Annotated in this window: 14 protein-coding genes and 4 pseudogenes; 14 read left to right on the forward strand and 4 right to left on the reverse strand. The window is 63.4% G+C overall.

The window, feature by feature from the left end; all coding sequences use genetic code 11:
* Nucleotides 1–78: 78 nt before the first annotated feature.
* The 7 genes and pseudogenes from XpopCFBP1817_RS01475 to XpopCFBP1817_RS01505 all read left to right on the forward strand — a co-directional run.
* Nucleotides 79–1,662, forward strand: a pseudogene (locus XpopCFBP1817_RS01475) (FlgK family flagellar hook-associated protein); the annotation flags it as partial.
* Nucleotides 1,662–2,867, forward strand: coding sequence for a flagellar hook-associated protein FlgL (gene flgL / locus XpopCFBP1817_RS01480; protein WP_128415677.1), 1,206 nt, complete (start codon nt 1,662–1,664; stop codon nt 2,865–2,867). The pseudogene XpopCFBP1817_RS01475 and the gene flgL, both read left to right, overlap by 1 nt.
* 318 nt (nt 2,868–3,185) lie before the next feature.
* Nucleotides 3,186–4,385 (forward strand): flagellin, encoded by a 1,200-nt coding sequence (locus XpopCFBP1817_RS01485; RefSeq protein WP_128415678.1) that lies wholly within the window; start codon nt 3,186–3,188, stop codon nt 4,383–4,385.
* A gap of 249 nt (nt 4,386–4,634) precedes the next feature.
* The gene (gene fliD / locus XpopCFBP1817_RS01490) at nt 4,635–5,960 is read left to right on the forward strand and encodes a flagellar filament capping protein FliD (RefSeq protein WP_128415679.1); all 1,326 of its coding nucleotides are present in this window, start codon (nt 4,635–4,637) and stop codon (nt 5,958–5,960) included.
* A gap of 151 nt (nt 5,961–6,111) precedes the next feature.
* On the forward strand, nt 6,112–6,525 hold the full coding sequence (gene fliS / locus XpopCFBP1817_RS01495) for a flagellar export chaperone FliS (RefSeq protein ID WP_128415680.1): 414 nt from the start codon (nt 6,112–6,114) through the stop codon (nt 6,523–6,525).
* An 8-nt stretch (nt 6,526–6,533) separates the two neighbouring features.
* The gene (locus tag XpopCFBP1817_RS01500) at nt 6,534–6,827 is read left to right on the forward strand and encodes a hypothetical protein (protein ID WP_128415722.1); all 294 of its coding nucleotides are present in this window, start codon (nt 6,534–6,536) and stop codon (nt 6,825–6,827) included.
* Complete coding sequence (locus XpopCFBP1817_RS01505) at nt 6,827–7,393, forward strand: PilZ domain-containing protein (protein WP_128415681.1); 567 nt, start codon at nt 6,827–6,829, stop codon at nt 7,391–7,393. The genes XpopCFBP1817_RS01500 and XpopCFBP1817_RS01505 overlap by 1 nt, the downstream gene beginning before the upstream one ends.
* 46 nt (nt 7,394–7,439) lie before the next feature.
* Here XpopCFBP1817_RS01505 and XpopCFBP1817_RS23500 read toward each other — a convergent pair whose 3' ends face one another.
* Entirely contained in the window at nt 7,440–7,571 is a 132-nt protein-coding gene (locus XpopCFBP1817_RS23500) for a hypothetical protein (RefSeq protein WP_279627090.1), read from the reverse strand.
* Here XpopCFBP1817_RS23500 and XpopCFBP1817_RS01510 point away from each other — a divergent pair.
* From XpopCFBP1817_RS01510 to XpopCFBP1817_RS01530, 5 genes and pseudogenes are all read left to right on the forward strand, one after another.
* Nucleotides 7,509–8,096 carry a response regulator gene (locus XpopCFBP1817_RS01510; protein ID WP_244171038.1) on the forward strand — a complete coding sequence of 196 codons (588 nt, stop codon included), beginning with the start codon at nt 7,509–7,511 and terminating at the stop codon, nt 8,094–8,096. The genes XpopCFBP1817_RS23500 and XpopCFBP1817_RS01510 overlap by 63 nt on opposite strands.
* Nucleotides 8,097–8,321: 225 nt before the next feature.
* Complete coding sequence (rpoN, locus tag XpopCFBP1817_RS01515; protein ID WP_128415683.1) at nt 8,322–9,725, forward strand: RNA polymerase factor sigma-54; 1,404 nt, start codon at nt 8,322–8,324, stop codon at nt 9,723–9,725.
* 8 nt (nt 9,726–9,733) lie between these two features.
* Nucleotides 9,734–10,117, forward strand: a complete 384-nt coding sequence (locus tag XpopCFBP1817_RS01520; RefSeq protein ID WP_128415684.1) for a response regulator — start codon at nt 9,734–9,736, stop codon at nt 10,115–10,117.
* A complete protein-coding gene (locus tag XpopCFBP1817_RS01525; protein ID WP_128415685.1) occupies nt 10,110–11,594 on the forward strand; it encodes a sigma-54 dependent transcriptional regulator in 1,485 nt (494 codons plus the stop codon). The genes XpopCFBP1817_RS01520 and XpopCFBP1817_RS01525 overlap by 8 nt, the downstream gene beginning before the upstream one ends.
* Before the next feature lie 114 nt (nt 11,595–11,708).
* Nucleotides 11,709–12,353 (forward strand): annotated as a pseudogene (locus XpopCFBP1817_RS01530) (DegT/DnrJ/EryC1/StrS family aminotransferase); the annotation flags it as partial.
* Here the strand turns inward: XpopCFBP1817_RS01530 and XpopCFBP1817_RS01535 are convergent.
* Nucleotides 12,296–12,696 (reverse strand): annotated as a pseudogene (locus XpopCFBP1817_RS01535) (hypothetical protein); the annotation flags it as partial. The pseudogenes XpopCFBP1817_RS01530 and XpopCFBP1817_RS01535 overlap by 58 nt on opposite strands.
* A 55-nt stretch (nt 12,697–12,751) precedes the next feature.
* Nucleotides 12,752–13,236 (reverse strand): annotated as a pseudogene (locus XpopCFBP1817_RS01540) (site-specific integrase); the annotation flags it as partial.
* A gap of 283 nt (nt 13,237–13,519) precedes the next feature.
* Between XpopCFBP1817_RS01540 and avrBs3 the strand changes: the two are divergent.
* Nucleotides 13,520–17,425: a type III secretion system effector avirulence protein AvrBs3 gene (avrBs3, locus tag XpopCFBP1817_RS01545; RefSeq protein WP_128415686.1), complete on the forward strand. Its 3,906-nt coding sequence runs from the start codon at nt 13,520–13,522 to the stop codon at nt 17,423–17,425.
* A 783-nt stretch (nt 17,426–18,208) separates the two neighbouring features.
* Here the strand turns inward: avrBs3 and XpopCFBP1817_RS01555 are convergent.
* Nucleotides 18,209–18,592 (reverse strand): helix-turn-helix domain-containing protein, encoded by a 384-nt coding sequence (locus tag XpopCFBP1817_RS01555; protein WP_128415688.1) that lies wholly within the window; start codon nt 18,590–18,592, stop codon nt 18,209–18,211.
* 346 nt (nt 18,593–18,938) lie between these two features.
* Between XpopCFBP1817_RS01555 and XpopCFBP1817_RS01560 the strand changes: the two genes are divergently transcribed.
* Nucleotides 18,939–22,436, forward strand: coding sequence for a glycosyltransferase family 2 protein (locus XpopCFBP1817_RS01560; RefSeq protein ID WP_128415723.1), 3,498 nt, complete (start codon nt 18,939–18,941; stop codon nt 22,434–22,436).
* Nucleotides 22,437–22,477 lie beyond the last annotated feature (41 nt).

The raw sequence follows: 22,477 nt of genomic DNA on the forward strand, positions 1-22,477 counted from the left end.
AATATCCGCTAACTCACTGATGCAATGGATGAAATCCGATCTTGTGAGCTATTTTTACACGTATGTCGGCTGAACCCCTATTCCAACACCGCCACCAATGTCGCCGGGCTGTGGTCGAACTTCTTCGATTCCGCCAGCGCGTTGTCGTCAAATGCCTCCTCCACCGCCGAGCGGCAGAGCATGCTGGACAGCGGCAACTCGCTGGCGACCCGTTTCAAGCAGCTCAACGGGCAGATGGACAGCCTGAGCAATGAAGTCAACAACGGCTTGACCTCCTCGGTGCAGGAAGTCAATCGCTTGACCCAGCAGATCGCCAAGATCAACGGCGCCATCGGCAACAGCGTGGACAACGCCTCGCCGGATCTGCTCGATCAGCGCGATGCGCTGGTGTCCAAGCTGGTCGGCTTCACCGGCGGCACTGCGGTGATCCAGGACGGCGGCTTCATGAACGTTTTCACCGCCGGTGGCCAGGCATTGGTGGTCGGTACCACCTCGGCAAAACTGACCACCGTGGCCGACCCGTATCAGCCGACCAAGCTGCAGGTGGCGTTGCAGACCAAGGGCCAGAACGTCAGCCTCAGCGCCAACTCGCTGGGCGGGCAGATGGGTGGCCTGCTGGAATTTCGCAGCAGCGTGCTCGAACCGACCCAGGCCGAACTGGGGCGCCTGGCCGTGGGCATGGCCAGCACCTTCAACGCCGGTCACGCCCAAGGCATGGACCTCTACGGCGCGATGGGCGGCAACTTTTTCAACATCGGTTCGCCCACCACCGCCGCCAATCCCAAGAACACCGGCACTGCATCGCTGAGCGCCAGTTTCAGCAACATGAGCGCAGTGGACGGGCAGAACGTCACGCTCAGCTTCGATGGTGCCGCGTGGAAAGCCACCCGCGCCGATACCGGCTCCACCGTGCCGATCACCGGCACCGGCACTGCGGGCGATCCGCTGGTGCTCAACGGCGTCAGCCTGGTGGTTGGCGGCACACCGGCCAACGGCGACAAATTCCTGCTGCAGCCCACCGCAGGGCTGGCCGGCAGCATCTCGGTGGCGATCACCGACCCCTCGCGCATTGCTGCGGCCACGCCGGTCAAGGCCACTGCCACGCTCGCCAACCTGGGCACCGGCAAGATCAGCGACGTCAAGGTCAACAATGCGCAAAATCCCGCATTGCTGACGCCGTCGTCGGTCGAATTCATCGACGCCAACCAATACACAATCGATGGCACCGGCCCGTTTACCTACACCGCCGGCCAGACCATCAGCGCCAACGGCTGGAGCTTTGCGCTGGATGGCGCGCCCAAGGCCGGCGACACCTTCGGCGTCGGCCCGATGGGCGCCGGCTCCAGCGACAACGGCAACGCCAAGCTGCTGGCCAAGGTGGAAGACGCCAAGGCGCTCAACGGCGGCACGGTCACGCTCAATGGGGCGTTGTCCGGCCTGACCACCTCGGTGGGCTCGGCTGCACGTGCGGCCAGTTACTCCGCCGACGCGCAGCAGGTCATCAACGACCAGGCGCAGGCGAGCCGCGATTCGATTTCCGGCGTCAACCTCGACGAGGAAGCTGCCGACATGCTGAAACTGCAGCAGGCCTATCAGGCCGCCGCACAGATGATCTCCACCGCTGACACCATCTTCCAAGCCATCCTGGGCGCCGTACGCTGATGACCGACCGTATCTCCACCAGCATGATGTACAGCCAGTCGGTCGCCTCGATGGGCGCCAAGCAGTCACGGTTGAACCAACTCGAGGCTCAACTGGCCAGCGGGCAGCGCCTGGTCACCGGCAAGGACGACCCGGTCGCCGCCGGCACCGCCGTCGGCCTGGATCGCGCCCTGGCGGCCATCACACGCTTTGGCGAAAACGCCAACAACGTGCAGAACCGGCTCGGCCTGCAGGAAAACGTGCTGGCGCAGGCAGGCGACGCCATGGCGCGCGTCAACGAGCTGACCATCCAGGCCAACAGCTCAGCGCTCGCTCCCGCCGACCGCAAGGCGATCGCCTCGGAGCTGACCGCGCTGCGCGACAGCATGGTGAGCCTGGCCAACAGCACCGACGGCACCGGGCGCTACCTGTTCGGCGGCACTGCCGATGGCAGCGCGCCTTTCATCAAGAGCAACGGTGGCGTCGTCTACAACGGCGACCAAACTCAGAGGCAGGTGGAAGTGGCGCCGGACACCTTCGTCAGCGACACCCTGCCCGGCAGCGAAATCTTCATGCGCATCCGTGCCGGCGACGGCACCGTGGATGCGCACGCCAACAGCGCCAATACCGGCACCGGCCTGCTGCTGGATTTCAGCCGCGATGCCAGTACCGGCAACTGGAACGGCGGCAGCTACAGCGTGCAGTTCACCGCCGCCGACACGTATGAAGTGCGCGACAGCACCAATACGGTGGTCGGCACCGGCACTTACAAGGATGGCGAAGACATCAACGCAGCCGGCGTGCGCATGCGCATCAGCGGCGCACCGGCGGTCGGCGACAGTTTCCAGATCGGCGCCTCGACCACCAAGGACGTGTTCTCCACCATCGACGACCTGGTCGGCGCACTCAACTCCGACACCCTGACCCAGCCGCAGAAGGCAGCGATGATCAATACGCTGCAGACCTCCATGCGCGACATCAGCCAGGCCTCGTCGAAGATGATCGATGCACGCGCCTCGGGCGGCGCGCAGTTGTCGGCCATCGACAACGCCAACGCGCTGCTAGAATCCAACGAAGTCACGCTCAAAACAACCCTGTCGTCGATCCGCGATCTCGATTATGCCTCGGCGATTGGGCAGTACCAACTCGAGAAGGCTTCGTTGCAGGCCGCTCAAACGATTTTTCAGCAGATGCAGGCGTCGTCGTTGTTCAACCTGCTCCGCTGATTTGCAGCAGAAAACCAGGGTTTTTCTTCGCTCCTGCGCGTGATCACTGTGCCAGGCAGACGGATTTTATTTGTAAAAATTTATACCAGCGCTAAAGATCTGCGAGGTGCTGCCGAATAAACCAAACACCTTGATACACAACGTTCCCGTATGTCGTCCTGAAGCAGAAATGCAGTAAAAAAATACTGAATTTCGCTAAATGTTTCCGACGCAACGCCGTTATTCATCTCAGCAGCGGCAACGGCCAACTTGATGCCCCCCTGCGGAGGCTCCGGGCAAGTCCCCCTTGCCGGAAAAATCGCTTAGGAGAAATCAAAAATGGCACAGGTAATCAACACCAACGTAATGTCGCTGAACGCTCAGCGTAACCTCAACACCAACAGTTCGAGCATGGCGCTGAGCATTCAGCAGCTGTCCTCGGGCAAGCGCATCACCAGTTTTTCGGTTGATGCGGCAGGCGGCGCAATCGCTGAGCGCTTCACCACGCAGATCCGCGGTCTGGACGTTGCCTCGCGCAACGCCAACGACGGCATCTCGCTCTCGCAGACCGCTGAAGGCGCAATGCAGGAAATCGGCAACAACCTGCAGCGTATCCGCGAGCTGTCGGTGCAGTCGGCCAATGCAACCAACTCGACCACCGACCGTGAGGAACTGAATTCGGAAGTCAAGCAGCTCACCTCCGAAATCGACCGCGTCGCCAACCAGACGAGCTTCAACGGCACCAAACTGCTCGACGGCTCCTTCAGCGGCGCGCTGTTCCAGGTCGGCGCCGACGCCGGCCAGACCATCGGCATCAACAGCATCGCCGATGCCAACGTCGATTCGCTGGGCAAGGCCAACTTCGCCGCTGCGGTCTCCGCTGCCGGCGTGAGCGGCACCGCTACCGCTTCTGGCGCGGTCGCCGGCATCAGCCTGTCGTTCAACGATGCCAGCGGCGCCGCCAAGAGCATCACCATCGCTGACGTCAAGGTCGGCGCTGGTGACACCGCAGCAGATGTGAACAAGAAGGTCGCCTCGGCGATCAACGACAAGCTGGACAAGACCGGCATGTATGCCTCGATCAAGTCCGACGGTACGGTGCAGATCGAATCGCTGAAGGCCGGCCAGGACTTTACCTCGCTATCGGCTGGTACCTCCAGCGCCACCGGCATCACCGTAGGCGCCGGCATCACCACCGCCTCGGCCGCTTCCGGCTCCACCACCTCGACCCTGAGCAGTCTGGATATCTCCACGTTCTCGGGCGCTCAGAAAGCCCTGGAAATCGTCGACAAGGCGCTGACCACGGTCAACTCCTCGCGCGCCGACATGGGTGCGGTGCAGAACCGCTTCACCTCCACCATCGCCAACCTGGCCGCCACCTCGGAGAACCTGTCGGCCTCGCGCAGCCGGATCGCCGATACCGACTACGCCAAGACCACCGCCGAGCTGACCCGCACGCAGATCCTGCAGCAGGCCGGTACCGCGATGCTGGCCCAGGCCAAGTCGGTTCCGCAGAACGTGCTGAGCCTGCTGCAGTAATCGCCAGCGCTTTGCAGTAAGTCCAAAGCCCCTCCTCGGAGGGGCTTTTTTGTGGCTGCGGATCTGACGCGACTGTCACCACGGTTTTTTGACGCAGTTTTCTTGACGCATCCTGGGTATGGAAATTGCAGTAGCCATCGGCGTGAGCAAGAACGGTCGCTGCTGCTAAAGTCGCATCGGCTACGGCCGATACACGTCTGGTAATCCCACGCGTCCGCTTTCGCCGGACGCCTAGACGAGGAACGCACCATGGCATCGTTGATCAGCACTTCCAGTTCCGGACTGGACATCCCTACCGTTGTTTCCACGCTTGTGGCCCAGCGCAAGGATCGGGAACAGGCGCGCATCAACAAGGCCGGCACTGCCGCGACGACCCAGTTGTCGGCGATCAGCCAGATCAAGAGCAGCATGGCCACGCTCAAATCTGCGCTGGACAAAGTCGTCAGCAGCGCCGACACCAATGCCTATAAGGCCACGGTGCCGACCGATGCCGGCTTTACCGCCACCACCACCAGTTCGGCCGCTCCCGGCAACTATTTGGTGGAAGTGGTCTCGCTGGCCACCTCGCAGAAGCTGGCCTCCGGTGCGTTCACCGCCGATGCCACGGTGGGCAGTGGCACGCTGACGATCGGCTATGGCGACAACAGCATCACCGTGGATATCAGCGGCACCGACAAGCTTACCGACATCGCCGCGGCCATCAACAAGGCGGCTGGCGGCAAGGGCCTCACCGCCAGCGTGGTGACCGCCAACGATGGCCAGCATCTGGTGTTCAACGCAGCAGACACCGGCGTGAAGGGCGCGCTGACCGTCAGCGCCAGCGACCCTAGCCTGAGCCGCCTGGCCTATGGCGCAGGCGCGACTGGGGGTCTGACCCAGACCGTGGCCGCCGCAGATGCACTGGTGCGCGTGGATGGCTTCGAGCGCAACTCCAGTTCCAACACCATCGCCGACATCGTGCCCGGCGTGGTACTCAACCTCACCAAGGCTGCCGAAGGCACCAAGTTCAACCTGAGCGTGGCGGCCGACACCAGTGGCGTCAAAGGCAACCTCACCGCGTTTGCTGCCGCCTACAACACCGCCAACACGTTGTTGAAGAATAGCAGCAGCTACAACGCCGAAACCCGGACCGCCTCGGCGCTCACTGGCGATTCGCTGGTGCGCGGCCTGCAGCAGCAGTTGCGCGGCCAGGTCAGCGGCAACATCAACGAGCTCAAGGCCTTGGGCCTGACCATCGACAAGGATGGCGTGATGAATTTCGACGGCGCCAAGTTCGATACCGCCATCGCCGCCGACGGCGGTGCCGTCACCGACGCGTTGGGCAAGGACAGCAAGTTCGGCGCCGGGATGGCCAAGTTGCTGGAAAGCAACGTCAACACCACCACCGGCACCCTGTCTTTACGCTCGGACAGCCTGAACAAGCAGATCAAGGGCTACGAGGCCGATCTGGACGATCTCGATGCACGCATGGTGAAGTTCAGCGACCGCCTGACCGCGCAGTTCACCGCGATGGAAGCAATGGTCAGCAAGCTGCAGAGCAGTACCGGTTCGCTCAGCAGCCTGCTGACAAGCTGATTTACGTGATGGCACTCCTCAAGTCACACGCCGGTGTTGCCGATACCAAGAGTACCTATCGTGATGTCGGCCTTGCCTCTTGGCAGGAGCGTTGTCGCAGGAGCACCCCGCTCCGGGACCAGCGAAGGCCAGCCAATTGAGGGAGTCATCCATGTACGGTTCCAATCGTCAGTATGCCGAGCAATATCGCAAGGTCGGCGTGTCCACCAGCGTGACAGAAGCCGACCCGCACAAGTTGGTGTCGCTGCTATTCGCCGGTGCCTGCCAGCGTATACGTCTGGCCCAGGCCTGCCTGGCACAGGGCGATCAGGCGCGCAAGGGCAAGGCCATTGGCGAAGCCTGCGCGATCGTCGGTCACTTGAACGGCTCGCTCGATCACGAGGCCGGCGGCGAGATCGCAGGTAACCTGTCCGCACTGTACGACTACGTCATGCAGCGCCTGACCGCAGCAAACCTGCACAACGACGAAACTGCGTTGACCGAAGCGCTGGAACTGCTCAGCGAAATCGACTCGGCGTGGAATTCCATCCCCCCCGAAAAACGCGGCCTTTCTGCCGTCTCGTGAGTCCCGCCATGCATAGCGCGCAAAGCCTCCAAACCGAAATCGCCGACATCCGCCTCGCCATGGCGCACGAGGAGTTTGAAGTGATGCCGCAGATGCTGGACAACCACGACCTGCACCTGCGCGAATATGCGCAGCATGTGGATCTGAATCAGGACCGCGACGCGTTGCAGACCTTGTTGACGATGCACCACGATCTGATGCGCCTGATGCGCGAGCGTCAACGCAAGTTGGCTGAAATGATCCGCGCGCAACGCACCTCCTCGTCAGCGAGCCGCGCATACGCACGGGTCGGACGGATCTGATGAGCACGCTCGGCACACTTGCGCCATCGGCCGATTCCGCGCTGTTCGCCGATACGCTGAGTTGCGAGGTTCGTCTGCCGGCCGGCTTCCACGCAGGCAGCGATGCCGGCTCGCACAGTGCCGCAGAAACCCTGCTACGCAGCCTGGGCCAGGTGGAAGACCTGCGCAGCGAAGAAACCAGCGAGGACCGCGGCGAGTTGCCGCTGCTGGTGCAGCGCATGGACGCCAAACTCGACTTGATGCTGGCCCTGATCGGCCGTCTGGTCGGCCAGGGCGATAGTGGCCTGACCCAGGGAACGGTGCGCTGGTCGGTCCGTGGGATCCGCCTGAGTTGCGCAAGCAGCCAGCCGGCGGGCACGGTTGGCCGCGTTTGCCTGCAGCCCTCCGACTGGCTTCCTGAACTTGTACAGCTCCCCAGCGAGGTATTAGCAAGCGCTCACGATGGCCACGCTCACTGGCTATGGCTGCGGTTTGCGCCCCTCTCGCCCGGCTTACAGGACGCGCTGGAACGCCATCTGTTTCGTCTGCATCGCCGTCAGATCGCCGACGCCCGCCACCAGCGCTAACGTCGCCTGTTGGCGCCAGGCCCCGGGTCGGCTAAGGTGCCCTTTACTAAAGAAAGGTCTCTTCTGCGCCGTGCGAGTCATCATCGTCGACGATCACACTCTTGTCCGTGCCGGCCTGTCCAGGCTGCTGCAAACCTTCGTCGGCATCGACGTCGTTGGCGAGGCGCGCAATGCGCAACAAGCTCTGGATATGACGTCCCTGCACCGGCCCGATCTGGTGTTGATGGATCTCTCTTTGCCCGGCCGTAGCGGCCTGGATGCCATGACCGATGTGTTGCGCGCCGCGCCGCGCACGCATGTGGTGATGATGTCGATGCACGACGACCCGGTGCACGTGCGCGACGCGCTAGATCGCGGCGCGGTCGGCTTTGTGGTGAAAGACGCCGCGCCGCTGGAGCTGGAATTGGCATTGCGTGCCGCCGCTGCCGGCCAGGTGTTTTTGAGTCCGCAGATTTCTTCCAAGATGATTGCGCCGATGCTGGGCTGCGAAAAACCGGTCGGTATCGCCGCGCTGTCGCCGCGTCAACGCCAGATCCTGCGCGAAATCGGCCGCGGCCAGAGCAACAAGGAAATCGCCGCCGACTTGGGCATCAGCGTCAAGACGGTGGAAATGCACCGCGCGCGCATGATGGAATCGCTCGGTTGCAGGCGTGCCAACGATCTGGTGCTACTGGCCGCAAAACATCACAACGAGCTAGTCTGAGGCGATCGCACAGGTGCGATCGTCTGGCAGGCTGCTGAACACGAACACAGTGACAGGATTCCGGCAGGCATGCTTGAGTCCGCTTTGAACGTCAGGAAGTTCCCGACGCGCTGTCAGGAATATCACCAGGCACCTCACACCACGCCCTGATTAGAAACCCGTCGTATTGTCCTGCAAGATGCGTTCCATGGCCGCGACATGCGGCGCCTTTACGGAAGCGCCTCCATGAAGACGACCATTTCCGCCAAGCTTGGCCAGCAACTGCAGCTGACCCCGCAGTTGTTGCAGTCGATCGGTCTGTTGCAATTGGACGGCATGCAGTTGGAACTGGAAATCCGTCGCGCACTGGAAACCAATCCGCTGCTGGAGCTGGAAGAACTGGCCGACAGCAGCGACGACGTCGCTGCCAGCGATGAGGGCACCTCCGATATCGCCGCCTTCGACGAGCTGCCCGAGAGCACGATGTGGGACGTGCAGAGCAGCAGCTGGAATGATGGCGACGACGACCGCATGCAGCGTGTTGCCGCCGGCGAATCCACCGACCCGCATGTGCGCATCCTGCGCGAACTGGCGCTGGACCTGGACGAGGCCGCATTGGGGGCCGCCGCGTTCTGGTTGGAGCAGACCGACGAGGCCGGCTACCTGAGCGAAGCGCTGACGACGCTGCAGCAGCTCGGCGCCACCCGCCTGGGTATGACCGTGCAGGCAGTGGAAGCGATCCGTCAGCGCCTGCTGCACGGCGACCCGGCTGGCTTGGCCGCCTGCGACCTGCGCGAGTGTCTGCAGGCGCAGCTGAGTGCCCTGCCCGGCCGCGTGCCGGCGCGTCATCTGGCTGCGCGCATCCTGGCCGGTGATCTGGAATCGCTTGCCAGCCACGACTACGCATTGCTGGCACGTGCGCATGATGCCGAGCTCGACGACGCACGCGAAGCAGTGCGCCTGATCCTCTCGCTGCAACCGCGCCCGGGCGAGGACCTGCTGCAGGAAAGCAATGCCAGCGTGATTCCGGATGTGCTCGCCTGGCATGCCGATGGCAGCTGGCGCGTGGCATTGAATCCGGCCACCACCCATCGGGTGAGCATCAATCCTGTGCACGAGCGCGCACTGGCCGAGGCCGGCGAGGTCGCCCAGCCGCTGCGCGACATGCTGCAGGAAGTGCGCTGGCTGACCCGTGGGTTGTCGATGCGCTACGAAACCCTGCTGCGTGCCACGCGTGCCATTGTCGAGCGTCAGGCCGTGTTTCTGGTGCGTGGCGAAGAAGCGATGGCACCGCTGACGCTGAAAGAAATCGCAGATGAGATCGGCATGCATGAATCGACGATTTCGCGCATTACCACCGGAAAATACATCCAGACCCCGCGCGGCACCTTCGAGCTCAAGCACTTTTTCGCCGTGCGCCTGGAAGGCGCCAGCATCTCCGGACAGGCGGTCAAGGCGATGGTACGCAGGCTGATCGAGAGCGAACCGGCCGGTCGGCCGCTGGCCGACGACGCCATTGCCGGGTTGCTGGCGCGTCAGGGCGTTAATATTGCGCGGCGCACTGTGGCCAAGTACCGCGAACAACTCGACATCGCACCGGCACGCGAGCGTCGCCGCACTAACAAACCGCTGCTTGCCCGGGCAGGATAAGGACTACTATGAGCAAACTCACCGTGCTGCTGGTCGACGACCACGAGGGCTTCATCAACGCTGCGATGCGTCATTTTCGCAAAGTGGAGTGGCTCAATATCGTGGGCAGTGCCGCCAATGGACTGGAAGCGATCGAGCGCTCTGAGTCGCTGCGCCCGGATGTCGTGTTGATGGACCTGGCCATGCCGGAGATGGGCGGGTTGCAGGCAACCCGTCTGATCAAGACGCAGGACGATCCGCCGTATATTGTCATCGCGAGCCACTTCGACGATGCAGAGCATCGTGAACATGCTCTTCGCGCGGGTGCTGACAATTTTGTTAGCAAGCTGTCCTATATCCAGGAAGTCATGCCAATCCTGGAGGGCCTGACGGAAGGAGCCAGGAATGAGTGAGTCCCGCATTCTGCTGATCGACAGCGATGCCGTGCGCGCCGAGCGTACCGTGTCGCTGCTTGAGTTTATGGACTTCAATCCACGCTGGGTTACCGACGGCGCCGACATCAATCCTGGCCGTCATCGCCACGATGAGTGGATGGCGGTGATGGTGGGCTCGGCGCAGGATGCGGCACAGGCCGAGAAGTTCTTCGACTGGCTGGCCGATGCCAAGCTGCCGCCACCGGTGCTGCTGATGGAAGGCAGCCCGAGCGCGTTTGCGCAGACCCATGGCCTGCATGAAGCCAACGTCTGGACGCTGGACACGCCGCTACGCCATGCGCAGCTGGAAGCCTTGCTGCGCCGCGCCAGCCTCAAGCGGCTGGATGCCGAGCACCAGGCTGGCGTGCAGCAGGACACCGGCCCAACCGGCAACAGCGAGGCGGTGACCCGTCTGCGCCGGCTGATCGACCAGGTGGCCGCGTTCGACACCACCGTCTTGGTATTGGGCGAATCGGGCACCGGCAAAGAGGTCGTCGCGCGCGCCATCCACCAGCATTCGCCGCGCCGCGACGGGCCGTTCGTGGCCATCAACTGCGGCGCAATTCCGCCGGACCTGCTGGAAAGCGAACTGTTCGGGCATGAAAAAGGCGCCTTCACCGGCGCACTGAGCACCCGCAAGGGCCGCTTCGAAATGGCCGAAGGCGGCACGCTGCTGCTGGACGAGATCGGCGACATGAGCCTGCCGATGCAGGTGAAGTTGCTGCGCGTGCTGCAAGAGCGCAGTTTCGAGCGCGTGGGCGGTGGCCAGACCATCCGCTGCAACGTGCGCGTGATTGCCGCGACCCACCGCAATCTGGAAACCCGCATCAGCGATGGGCAGTTCCGCGAGGATCTGTTCTATCGCCTCAACGTGTTTCCGATCGAGATGCCGGCGCTGCGCGAGCGTGTGGACGACCTGGCCATGCTGGTACAGACCATCGCCGGGCAGCTGGCGCGTACAGGGCGCGGCGAAGTGCGCTTTGCCGACGAAGCCTTGCAGGCGCTGCGCAGCTACGACTGGCCAGGCAACGTGCGCGAGCTGACCAACCTGGTGGAGCGCCTTGCCGTGCTGCATCCGGGCGGCCTGGTGCGTGTGCAGGATCTGCCGGCGCGGTATCGCGGCGATTTTGCCGCAGCGACAGCGCTCGAACTTCCGCCCGAGCCGGCCTTGGTTGCAGCACCCGCAGAGGTCAGCGCACTGCCGAGCAATGTGGTGACGCTTCAACCCAAATCGGCCACTGCCGAACCGGCCACCGCGTCCAGCCTGCCCGACGACGGCATCGACCTGCGTGGCCACATGGCCAACATCGAACTGGCGCTGATCAACGAGGCGCTGGAACGCACCCAGGGCGTGGTGGCGCATGCAGCGCAGCTGCTCGGCCTGCGCCGCACCACGCTGGTGGAAAAGCTGCGCAAGTACGGCATCGATCGCGAGCAGACCGAGCTGGCGAACTAGGACCAGCGCGTCGGCTTCGTTTGCTGGCATAGCGTTTGCTTCAGCAGGATCACTCCGTTCACAGTCACTGCCTGCGAGCGGAATCGACGTGGGCGTGCCGACTCCACTTGCGGAGTGTTTGATGTCACCAGGCCGCTGCTGCCGCCGCTGGGAGAATTTCTGCCCTATCTGGACCAGCCGCATCCTCAGCAACGGTGGCGAGCTGCATCGGGCACTCGAACGCGCACTGTGCGAGTGCCTGGGCGTGCCGCATCTGGCATTGCTGACCAACGGCACCACTGCGTTGATCACTGCGCTGCAGACGCTACGCATCACCGGCGAAGTGATCACCCTGCCCTACTCGTTCGTGGCCACCGCGCACTCGCTGCTGTGGAAAAGCATCACCCCGATATTCGTGGATATCGACCCGGTGACGCTCAACATGGATCCGTCCAAGATCGAAGCGCCATCACTGCGCATACCACCGCCATCATGCCGGCGCATTGTTACGGCACGGCGTGCGACACCGCTGCGATCACGCGTATCGCCGCTATCTACAACCTCAAGGTGATCCACGACGCGGCGCATGCCTTCAGTGTGCGCGATGCCGACGGTTCGATCCTGCGCCATGGCGATCTGAGCGTATTGAGTTTTCATGCCACCAAGGTCTTCAACACGTTCGAAGGCGGCGCGATTGTTTGCCCCGACGAAAAAACCTATCAACGCATCGGGCATCTAAAGAACTTCGGCTTCGTGGATGAAACCACGGTGGTGGCACCTTGCTCGGCCAAGGTGCACAGGCGCTGGATGTGCTGCAGGTAATGGCGCACTTGCTTGTTGGTCGGGCGTTTTGGCTCCGCGCTTGAGCGCGTGCCAACCGCGGTGGTGGGTGCTTGGCGACGTCAGCAGCAGGTCATCAATCAACTCCCGCATCGCCGGAGTCAGCGCGTCGGCGATCTGGCGTTTTCAGATGCAGCAACAAGGTCAGACGTGTGGCCTGGCCGGTGGTGATGGCCCGGACGCACTGCAGTTCCGCCTCGGTGGGCGTGTAGATGTCCTGCAGTTCTTTGGCGGTGGGAGCAGGCTTGAGGCGCGGGTAGGCGGTTTGGTGCAGCGTCGTCATGCTCAGGCTCAGCCCCACAGGCTCAGTCCCAATGGTGCCCGCCTGCTTCGTCACGTCAGGCGACGGCGAGGAAGCACTGGTGGTTGTCGGCGATGCGATGCATCTCATCGAGCAGCATCGCGATGGTCTCCTCCAGCGCCACTTGGTCGGCCGCGGCGATCGCCAGGCGATCACGCGTGCCGTCGGCGTCGAGCCGCTGGGCCCGGTGCGGTTGCAGACAGATTTGCGCGATCAGCCGATGCGCGCGGGCCAGGCCGCGCACGCGAGGGTGAAGCGGGTCAGCGTGACGGTCGATTCAACCGTGGTAGTCGGTACTACTGGCGACGGTGCGGGCGGCAGGCTCGCCTCGATGCGCTGACGGGCGAACGGATCGGCCCCGTCAAGGTAGCGCATCGCCGCGTGCACGTCACGCCAGCCGACATACTCCATCAGCGCCTTCACGTCCCAGCCGTTGGCGTTGGCCCAGCTAGCGAAACTGCGGCGCAGCCAGTGGCCGCTGTAATTGTCCGGCGAGGCCAGTCCGGCCTTGCGGAAGATCCGCGCACCAGGCTGTTGGGTGCAGCGGCATGGCGCGCTTCTCCTGGCTCGGGTGCAAGGTCTGGATGTGGGCAAGCGGGGGCGAGGGGCCGGCTCGACGCAGCGATCCGGCGTGCTGGTGCAAGCGCAGCGCGCAGCCGGCGTGGGGCGAGGATGGGGGGGGGCGATGAATTCCTGCCGACCCGCACTATCAGAAGTTGTGTGCGGCTCTGCGCAGTTGGAAAAGCAGCCTCAGGACCAGATAATTTAGGCTAGAGGCGACCACGTTATGAAAGAGGGATGCCTGATGAAGCCCATTCGGTCTCGTAAGCCAGGTCCTGCCCGCGCGCCTCAGGCCGGACGTCAGCCGGATGAGGTCCAGCGCCTTGCTGGTCGGTTGGTGTCTACGGCCGCCAGCGGTCCCTTGGATGGCTTACCCGCTCGGCCGGCGCTGTCCCGGACCCGCCAGCCGGCCACTCCTGCACCCTCGCCTGCGTTTTCAACGGGCAGCTTCAGCGATCTGCTACGTATGGTTGAGATTGATCCATCGCTTTTTCAGACATCACCTGCCTTCGGCACGCAGCGTGCAAACGCTGCCCCTGTAGAGATGGATGAGGTGCAATCGGGACTGCGTGCAGCGGATGACCCGCAGCCCCACTTGAGCGGAGCTGCCACTGCCCCGCCCCCACTTCCGCCGCGCACCCAGGCGGCAGCGCGGCGTCGGCGGCCTGCCAAAACCTCCGCGGCTTCGCCTGCTGAGCGTGTGGATCTCAGCACGTGCGGCTACACCCAGCAGCAACAGGAGACGATCAAGCCGAATGTTCGGTCAACAGTGGCGCAGCATCACCCGGCACTGGTCGGCCATGGGTTTACACATGCCCACATCGTGGAGCTCAGCAAACAAGCGGCAGCGTTAGCGATCGTAGCTAACAGATATGAGGACCTTATCGCGGTGTTGCCAGGGGCGACACACAAAGACATCGTAGACATCGGTAAACAGAGGTCGGGCGCACAGCCTCTGCAAGCCTTGCTCATGGTGGCGGAAGAGTTGAGAGGTCCACCGTTAACGTTAGACACAGGCCAACTCATCAAGATTGCAAAACGTGGCGGCGCTCCAGCGGTGGAGGAAGTCCATGCATCGGGCAATGCGCTGACTGGCGCCCCCCTCCACCTGACCCCGCACCAGGTGGTGGCCATCGCCAGCAACAGCGGCAGCAAGCAAGCGCTGGAGACGGTGCAGCTGCTGTGGCCGGAGCTGCGCGATGAGCATGGCCTGACCCTGCACCAGGTTGTGGCCATCGCCAGCAACGATGGCGGCAGCCAGGCGCTACAGAAGGTGCATGAGCGGTTGCAGGAGCTGTGCAAGGAGCATGGCCTGACCAAGGACCAGGTGGTGGCCATCGCCAGCAATATCGGCGGCAGCCCGGCGCTGGAGACGGTGCATAAGCTGTTGCCGAAGCTGCGCAATGAGTATGGCCTAACCAAGGATCAGGTGGTGGCCATCGCCAGCAACGATGGCGGCAGGCAGGCGCTGCAGACGGTGCATGAGCTGTGGTCGGAGCTGCGCGATAAGCGTGGCCTGACCAAGGACCAGGTGGTGGCCATCGCCAGCCACGATGGCGGCAGGCAAGCGCTGGAGAGGGTGCATGAGCTGTGGCCGGAGCTGCACGATACGCATGGCCTGACCAAGGACCAGGTGGTGGCCATCGCCAGCAACGGCGGCGGCAGCCAGGCGCTGACGACGGTGCATAAGCTGTGGCCGGAGCTGCGCGAGACGCATGGCCTGACCAAGGACGAGGTGGTGGCCATCGCCAGCAAGATCGGCGGCAGTCCCGCGCTGACGACGGTGCATAAGCTGTTGCCGAAGCTGTGCCAGGTGCATGGCCTGACCAAGGACCAGGTGGTGGCCATCGCCAGCAACGGCGGCGGCAGCCAGGCGCTGAAGACGGTGGAGCAGCTGTGGCCGGAGCTGCGCGAGACGCATGGCCTGACAAAGGACCAGGTGGTTGCCATCGCCAGCAATATCGGCGGCAGTCCCGCGCTGACGACGGTGCATAAGCTGTTGCCGAAGCTGCGCGAGAAGCATGGCCTGACCAAGGACGAGGTGATGGCCATCGCCAGCAGCGGCGGCGGCAGCCAGGCGCTGACGACGGTGCATAAGCGGTTGCCGAAGCTGTGCCGGGTGCATGGCCTGACCAAGGACCAGGTGGTGGCCATCGCCAGCAATATCGGCGGCAGCCCGGCGCTGGAGACGGTGCATGAGCGGTGGCCGGAGCTGCGCGATACGCATGGCCTGACCAAGGACCAGATGGTGGCCATCGCCAGCAAGATCGGCGGCGGCCTGGCGCTGGAGAAGTTGCGTGAGCTGTGGCCGGAGCTGCGCGATACGCATGGCCTGACCAAGGACCAGGTGGTGGCCATCGCCAGCAACAATGGCGGCAGCCAGGCGCTGCAGACGGTGCATGAGCTGTGGTCGGAGCTGCGCGATACGCATGGCCTGACCAAGAACCAGGTGGTGGGCATCGCCAGCAACAATGGTGGCAGCCAGGCGCTGCAGACGGTGCATAAGCTGTGGCCGGAGCTGCGCGATACGCATGGCCTGACCAAGGACCAGGTAGTGGCCATCGCCAGCAATATCGGCGGCAGCCCGGCGCTGCAGACGGTGAATGAGCTGTGGCCGGTGCTGCGCGATGCGCATAGCCTGACCCTGCACCAGGTGGTGGCCATCGCCAGCAACGATGGCGGCAGCCAGGCGCTGCAGACGGTGCATGAGCGGTTGCCGGTGCTGCGCGAGACGTATGGCCTGACCAAGGACCAGGTGGTGGCCATCGCCAGCAAACGCGGCGGCAGCCAGGCGCTGGAGACGGTGGAGCGGCTGTGGCAGGAGCTGCGCGAGACGCATGGCCTGACCAAGGACGAGGTGGTGGCCATCGCCAGCAATGGCGGCAGCAGCCAAGCGCTGCAGACGGTGCATGAGCGGTTGCCGGTGCTGTGCAAGGAGCATGGTCTGACCAAGGACCAGGTGGTGGCCATCGCCAGCCACGATAGCGGCAATCAGGCGCTGGAGACGGTGGAGCGGCTGTGGCCGGAGCTGCGCGATGAGCATGGCCTGACCCTGCACCAGGTTGTGGCCATCGCCAGCAACAATGGCGGCAGGCAAGCGCTGACGACGGTGCATGAGCGGTTGCCGGCGCTGCGCGAGAAGCATGGCCTGACCAAGGACCAGGTGGTGGCCATCGCCAGCAACAATGGCGGCAGCCAGGCGCTGAAGATGGTGGAGCGACTGTGGCCGGAGCTTCGCGATACGCATGGCCTGACCCTTCACCAAGTGGTGGCCATCGCCAGCAATATCGGCGGCGGCCCGGCGCTGAAAAGTGTTGCTGCTCAGTTATCCAGCGCTGATCCGGCGTTGGCTGCTTTGAACAACGACTGCCTCGTCGCCTTGGCCTGCATCGGCGGACGTCCTGCGCTGAATGCAGTGAAGAAAGGGTTGCCCCACGCGGTGGCATTGCTCAGGAAAACGCATCGCCGTGTTCCCGAACGCACCTCCCACCGCGTTGCTGACCGCACACAAGTGGTTCAAGTGCTGAGTTTTTTCCAGTGCCACTCCGACCCAGCGCAGGCATTTCATGAAGCGCTGACGCAGTTCGAGATGAGTAAGCAGGGCTTGCTACAGCTATTTCGCCGTGTTGGCGTCACAGAACTCGAAGCCCGAAGTGGAACGCTGCCCCCAGCATCCCAGCGTTGGCAACGCATCATCAAAGCATTAGGGCTAAAACCGTCCTCTGCTTCGGCGCAAACTCCGGGCCAGGAGTCCTTGCATGCATTCGCCGATTCCCTGGAGCGTGAATTGGACGCGCCCAGCCCCCTTCACGAGACAAGCCAGGCTCGGGCAAGCAGCCGCAAACGGTCGCGATCCGATGCTCCAGTGAGCGGATTGCCCGCACAACAGATTGACGAGCTGCTCCGTCCCGAACATCGCGATGCGGCTCATCTGCTGCCCCTCAGTACCTGGGGTGCAAAACGCCAGCGTTCCATGTTCCACCGCGGCCTCCCGGATCCTGGAACGCCTGCGGATGCCGACCTGACAGGTTCCAGTTCTGTTTTCTGGGAGCAAGACGATGACTTCTTGCCCTACCAAGACGCAGGGGACGATTTCCCGGCATTCGACGAAGAGGAAACCGCATGGTTAATGCAAATATTTCCTGGTTAATGGTCGGCTCGACGTCCCCCCCGATTTTGAGTAGTGCGCCAGTTTGAGAGTCGGCAGCGAATCGTGCAAAAAACAGCCAAATTGTTCCTAAAAGGCTGAAAAATTTGGGGTTTATCACTCGCTGTCTGCGCCGCCTTGGCATGTCTGCGGTCCTTATGGCGCGATGCGCACTGAGCCCCGCAAGACGGGGCTTGAGCAGGATCAGGCGGGATAACTCAGAAATATCCCGCCTCAGGGATTCTCTGATTAACCCACTTGCGCGAAGCTTAACTTATTGATTTGACTGAGCCGCATGGCGGCGATGCATGGGTTAATCGGGCCTTCCTTAGGGAAGCTCTGAACAACTCTTTCATAAGCTTCCGATCGACATCCGAGGCAATATCCATCACGCGCAAGTGTTTGATTTTGAGCAAGGGCGACCGCCGTGATCAAGCGAAATTCCAGGTGCGCGCGCAACGCCGCACGTTGTTCAAAGGTTCCCTAGAAGACGGCTGGCGGTTGGCTCCGACTCCGTCGATGCCATTACGTAATTAGGTGGTACGTCACGCAGCTCCTCGATCACGTCGCTGGTCAGCGCCGTGCGTTCGCACAGCTGGTCGACCTGGCCAGCTCGGTGCCGGACGCCGGACGCCGATTCCGTACCGCGTTACCGACAGAGTCGGAGCCATATCGGTGGCCTTGTTGAGCACGATTGCCCGCCAAGCCTCAAGCAGCCTCATCCTGCGCCGCAGGTGCACCGTCTTATGCGTACTGCCAAGGATCGATGCGAAAACGCACACAAAGTCACACTGTGCCGACATCGTTGCAGTTGTCGGGAGGGATATGCGCCGTCCAACAAGAACCCACAGGCGCCATTGGGCGCCGCTGTGGAGGTAGGCAATTGATCCGGCCAAGAGACGTTTTGCAGATGATCTGCTGGATGCTCGCCTCCTGGGCTGGACTCAACGCGCGACCCTGGCCAGCAGCCCTGCCGGGTCGGCTCGGCTTGATCCCCGCCAACCCGCCTGACGCATCATCATCGATCGCGCGGCGCACTGTCGGAGACGACAGCCCGGTCAGCTTGACGATCTGCATCACACCATGGCCAAGGCGATGCAGTCGAACCCCTTGTGTGCGCCGCTCGTGCAGCCGATCCAGCGTGTGATGCCTTGCGCCTTCTTTGTCCATTGCTGTCTGACAGTATCAGGGTGAGAAAGTTTAAATATATTTAAACCGTATCAATAGGTCTAAAGGATGATGTGCAGCAGCCAGCCCCCATCGCACCCTTGATCGCGGAGGGGTGCCGTCGATGGACCTGCCCTGGCCCTGCATTTCCCCGCCGGCCACCGTAACGGTACGCTTGTTGCATCCTGTGCAAGGCTGAGCGCCGAGTATGTACACCGTCCATTATGTACACCGTCCATCGGTGCACGCTGGGCTGCGCCGCCGCCCCCGATATCACACCGTGGATGCACCTTTGACTGTTCAAGACGATCGATCACCGCTGATTTCCAACGCCTTGGTCAGCATCGTCATGCCGACCTACACGCCACGCTATTTCGCGCAGGCATTGGACAGCGTGCTGGCACAGACCTACACGGCATTGGAACTGGTGATCTGCGACGACAACGCCGATGGCGCCATCGAGGCCTTGTTGGCGCCCAGGTTGGCGGATGCACCGTTTTTGATCCGCTACCACCGCAATGCGTGCCGGCTAGGCGAACTCGGTAGCACCCTCAAAGGCATCGGGTTGGCGCAGGGCGAGTACGTCAAGTTCCTGCATGACGACGATGTGCTGCAGCCTGATTGCATTGCGCAGCTGGTGGAGGCGATCGAGCGTAACCCCGGCACCGCGCTGGCGTCCTCGCGGCGGTTGCGCATCGACGACGACGGTGCGCCGTTGCCGGACATCCTGGCCACCAGCTTCCCGTTCGGCGAAGACGTGCTGATCGACGGTCCGGAACTGGTGTTGTTTTTAGCCGACCATGCCATCAATGTCATCGGCGAGCCGAGTTGCGTGCTGTGTCGGCGCGCTGACTTGGTGGCGCTAGGCACCGAGCTGATGTCGTTGAACGGCAAGCCGATCCAATGGATTGGCGAGCTGGCGATTTACGTCAAGCTACTGCGTCATGGCAACTTGGCCTTGCTGTCCAGCCCGCTCACGCACTTTCGCGTGTCCCGCGTGCAGTTCAGTCAAGCCGGTCGCGATCAGCCCGGTATTGGCGATCAGGGCCATGAAGATTTGCGCCAAGGCATCCGCCAACTCGGCTGGCGACGCGAACGCAGCGACAACCGTCAGGTGCGCGTGGCCCCGCTCAGCCCACATAAGGCGCGGGTGTTCAAATCGGTGGATCTGGTCAATGCGCTGATGCAAAGCGCCGGTATGGCCGAGCGTGTGTCGCCCTCCATCTGGTTGGGTGTGCGCCATCCCAGCAACATCCAGCGCGTACTGATCGAGGCGCGTTTGCAGGCGCATGCGGGTGGCCCGCGCATCGCAGTGATGCTGATCGACGGCAACGGCGATGCGGCAGCGGTGGCCGCGACACAAGCCAGTCTGGCGGCGGCGTGTTATCGGAATCAGCAGATCTGGGTGATCAGCAGCTCGCCCCAACAAGTCGCCGATAGCGGCGAGCGCGGCGTATTGATCGGCCAGCAAGGCTTGGCAGCGACACTCAACCAAACCATCGCCACACAGGCCTGCATCAACTGGGTGCTGCTGGTCGAAGCCGGCAGCCTGTTCACCGCCAGCGGCCTGTTGATGCTGGCGCTGGAGATGCTTGCGCTACCGGATGAGTGTCAGGCCATCTACGCCGATGAAGTGGTCGCGCTGGACGACGGTCAGCTGGGGCTGGCGATGCGACCGGCGCTCTATCTGGACATGTTGCTGAGTGCGCCGTCCACAATGTCGCGGCATTGGCTGTTCCGGCACCGCACGCTGCTGGCCGATGGCGGCTTTCCACGTGGATCAGGCGACGCCTTCGAACTGGACTACCAGCTCGGTTTGGTCCAACGCCACGGCCTGGCCTGCATCCAGCACATTGCCGAACCCTTGCTGGTGGCATCGGCCGCCGCGCGCCATCGCGACGACGACGAACAATGCGCCATCACCCGCCATCTCGCCGCACGCGGCTACGTGAACGCGGTGGTGAGCCGCAACGGACCCGGCCGGCATACGGTGGACTACCACCACGCGCAGCAGCCCTTGGTCAGCATGTTGGTGTTGGTGGATGGCCGCCTCGCGCAACTTCAGCGCTGCCTGGAAAGCGTTCTCGCCAATACCGCCTACCCGCATTACGAATTGCTGCTGCTGGAGCGCGGCGACAGCACCCAGCCGGAGCTGCACGACTGGCTGGCGGGCATCGAGAACCTCGGCTTGCAGCAGATCCGCGTGCTGCGCTTTGAGGGTGAACCTTCGCGCGAAGCGGTCTGTAATGCCGCAGCCGAGCAGGCACGTGGGGACGTGCTGCTGTGGTTGGCGGACGGCGCAGCGGCGATCAAGGCCGATTGGCTGGCGCAGTTGCTCAACCACGCGCTGCGGCCGGAAGTGGGTGCTGTGGCCGGCAAGCTGCTGCGGGGCGACGGCACCGTGCACCACGCCGGCCTGCTGCTGGGCCTGGGAGCACCGGCAGCGCGTGCGTTCGAAGGCGCCGCGTTCGACGAATCGGGCTATCTGCAGCGGCTGCAACTGGATCAGAACTACAGCGCACTCAGTGGCGAATGCCTGATGCTGCCACGCCAGCTGTTTCTGGACGCCGGCGGCTTTGCGCAGGAGCCGGCGTTGGCGCAGTGGAGCGATGTCGATCTGTGCCTGCGCCTGCAACAGGCCGGCTATCTCACTGTCTATGCCGCGCGCGCACAGTTGTTGATCGACCCGCCCGAGGCAGCGCCGGCCAGCGCCCTCGACGAAGAAGCGATGTACGCGCGTTGGCTACCGATGATGGCCAACGACCCGGCCTACAACCCGGGCTTTTCGCTGGATCCCGGTGCGGGCTTCAAGCTGGCCGACCCGCGCGCCAGCTGGCGGCCGCTGCAATCGTGGCGGCCGCTGCCGACTGTGATCGCACTGCCGGCCGATATCGAAGGCTGCGGCCACTATCGGGTGATTCAGCCGCTGCGGGCCTTGCGCGAAGCCGGCATGGTCGAGGGCGTGCTGTTCAACGGATACCTGGAAATCAGCGAACTGGCGCGTCAGGATCCGGACGTGGTGATCCTGCAACGCCAGGTCGGCGAGCCGCGGCTGGAAGCGATGCGACGGATGAAGGCGCTATCGCGCGCGTTCAAGATCTACGAGCTGGACGACTACCTGCCCAACCTGCCGTTGAAGAATGCTCATCGCGAGCACATGCCCAAGGACATTCTCAAGACGCTGCGGCGTGGGCTGGGCATGGTGGACCGCTTCGTGGTGTCCACACCTGCGTTGGCCGAGGCGTTTGCCGGGCTGAACAGCGACATCCGCGTGGCCGAAAACCGCCTGCCGGCGCATTGGTGGGAGGCGTTGCCGGCGCGTTCGCTCGAACGCGGCCGCCGCCCGCGCATCGGCTGGGCCGGCGGCGCCAGCCATAACGGCGACCTGGAACTGATCGCCGATGTGGTGCGCGAACTGGCCGACGAAGTCGAATGGGTGTTCATGGGGATGTATCCGTTCGCGCTGCGCCAGCACATCCATCACTTCCAGCGTGGCGTGCCGATCGATCACTACCCGGCCGCGTTGGCGGCACTGGATCTGGATCTGGCGCTGGCACCGGTGGAGCAGAATCTGTTCAACGCGTGCAAGAGCAATCTGCGCCTGCTCGAATACGGCGCCTGCGGCTATCCGGTGATCGCCAGCGACGTGCGCTGCTACCAGTGCAACCTGCCGGTGACGCTGGTGAAGAACCGCTACCGCGACTGGATCGGCGCGATTCGCGAGCATCTGGCCGACCCGGCCGCTGCGGCGGCAAAGGGCGCGGCATTGCGTGAAGTGGTGCGACGCGACTGGATGTTGACCGGCAGCAATCTCGATCGCTGGCGTGAGGCGTGGTTGCCGGATTAGTGGATCACGGGGGCAGGTGTATGGACTACTGTTAGGACACG

This window comes from Xanthomonas populi, from assembly GCF_002940065.1.
GTDB lineage: Bacteria > Pseudomonadota > Gammaproteobacteria > Xanthomonadales > Xanthomonadaceae > Xanthomonas > Xanthomonas populi.

Excerpts from the sequence above, each read along its gene's own strand:
- XpopCFBP1817_RS01560 (WP_128415723.1), top strand. The coding sequence starts at position 18,939 with ATGCCGACCTACACGCCACGCTATTTCGCGCAGGCATTGGACAGCGTG.
- fliD (WP_128415679.1), top strand. The coding sequence starts at position 4,635 with ATGGCATCGTTGATCAGCACTTCCAGTTCCGGACTGGACATCCCTACC.
- XpopCFBP1817_RS01525 (WP_128415685.1), top strand. The coding sequence starts at position 10,110 with ATGAGTGAGTCCCGCATTCTGCTGATCGACAGCGATGCCGTGCGCGCC.
- fliS (WP_128415680.1), top strand. The coding sequence starts at position 6,112 with ATGTACGGTTCCAATCGTCAGTATGCCGAGCAATATCGCAAGGTCGGC.
- rpoN (WP_128415683.1), top strand. The coding sequence starts at position 8,322 with ATGAAGACGACCATTTCCGCCAAGCTTGGCCAGCAACTGCAGCTGACC.
- XpopCFBP1817_RS01485 (WP_128415678.1), top strand. The coding sequence starts at position 3,186 with ATGGCACAGGTAATCAACACCAACGTAATGTCGCTGAACGCTCAGCGT.
- XpopCFBP1817_RS01555 (WP_128415688.1), bottom strand. The coding sequence starts at position 18,592 with ATGGACAAAGAAGGCGCAAGGCATCACACGCTGGATCGGCTGCACGAG.
- avrBs3 (WP_128415686.1), top strand. The coding sequence starts at position 13,520 with ATGAAGCCCATTCGGTCTCGTAAGCCAGGTCCTGCCCGCGCGCCTCAG.
- flgL (WP_128415677.1), top strand. The coding sequence starts at position 1,662 with ATGACCGACCGTATCTCCACCAGCATGATGTACAGCCAGTCGGTCGCC.
- XpopCFBP1817_RS01500 (WP_128415722.1), top strand. The coding sequence starts at position 6,534 with ATGCATAGCGCGCAAAGCCTCCAAACCGAAATCGCCGACATCCGCCTC.
- XpopCFBP1817_RS01520 (WP_128415684.1), top strand. The coding sequence starts at position 9,734 with ATGAGCAAACTCACCGTGCTGCTGGTCGACGACCACGAGGGCTTCATC.
- XpopCFBP1817_RS01505 (WP_128415681.1), top strand. The coding sequence starts at position 6,827 with ATGAGCACGCTCGGCACACTTGCGCCATCGGCCGATTCCGCGCTGTTC.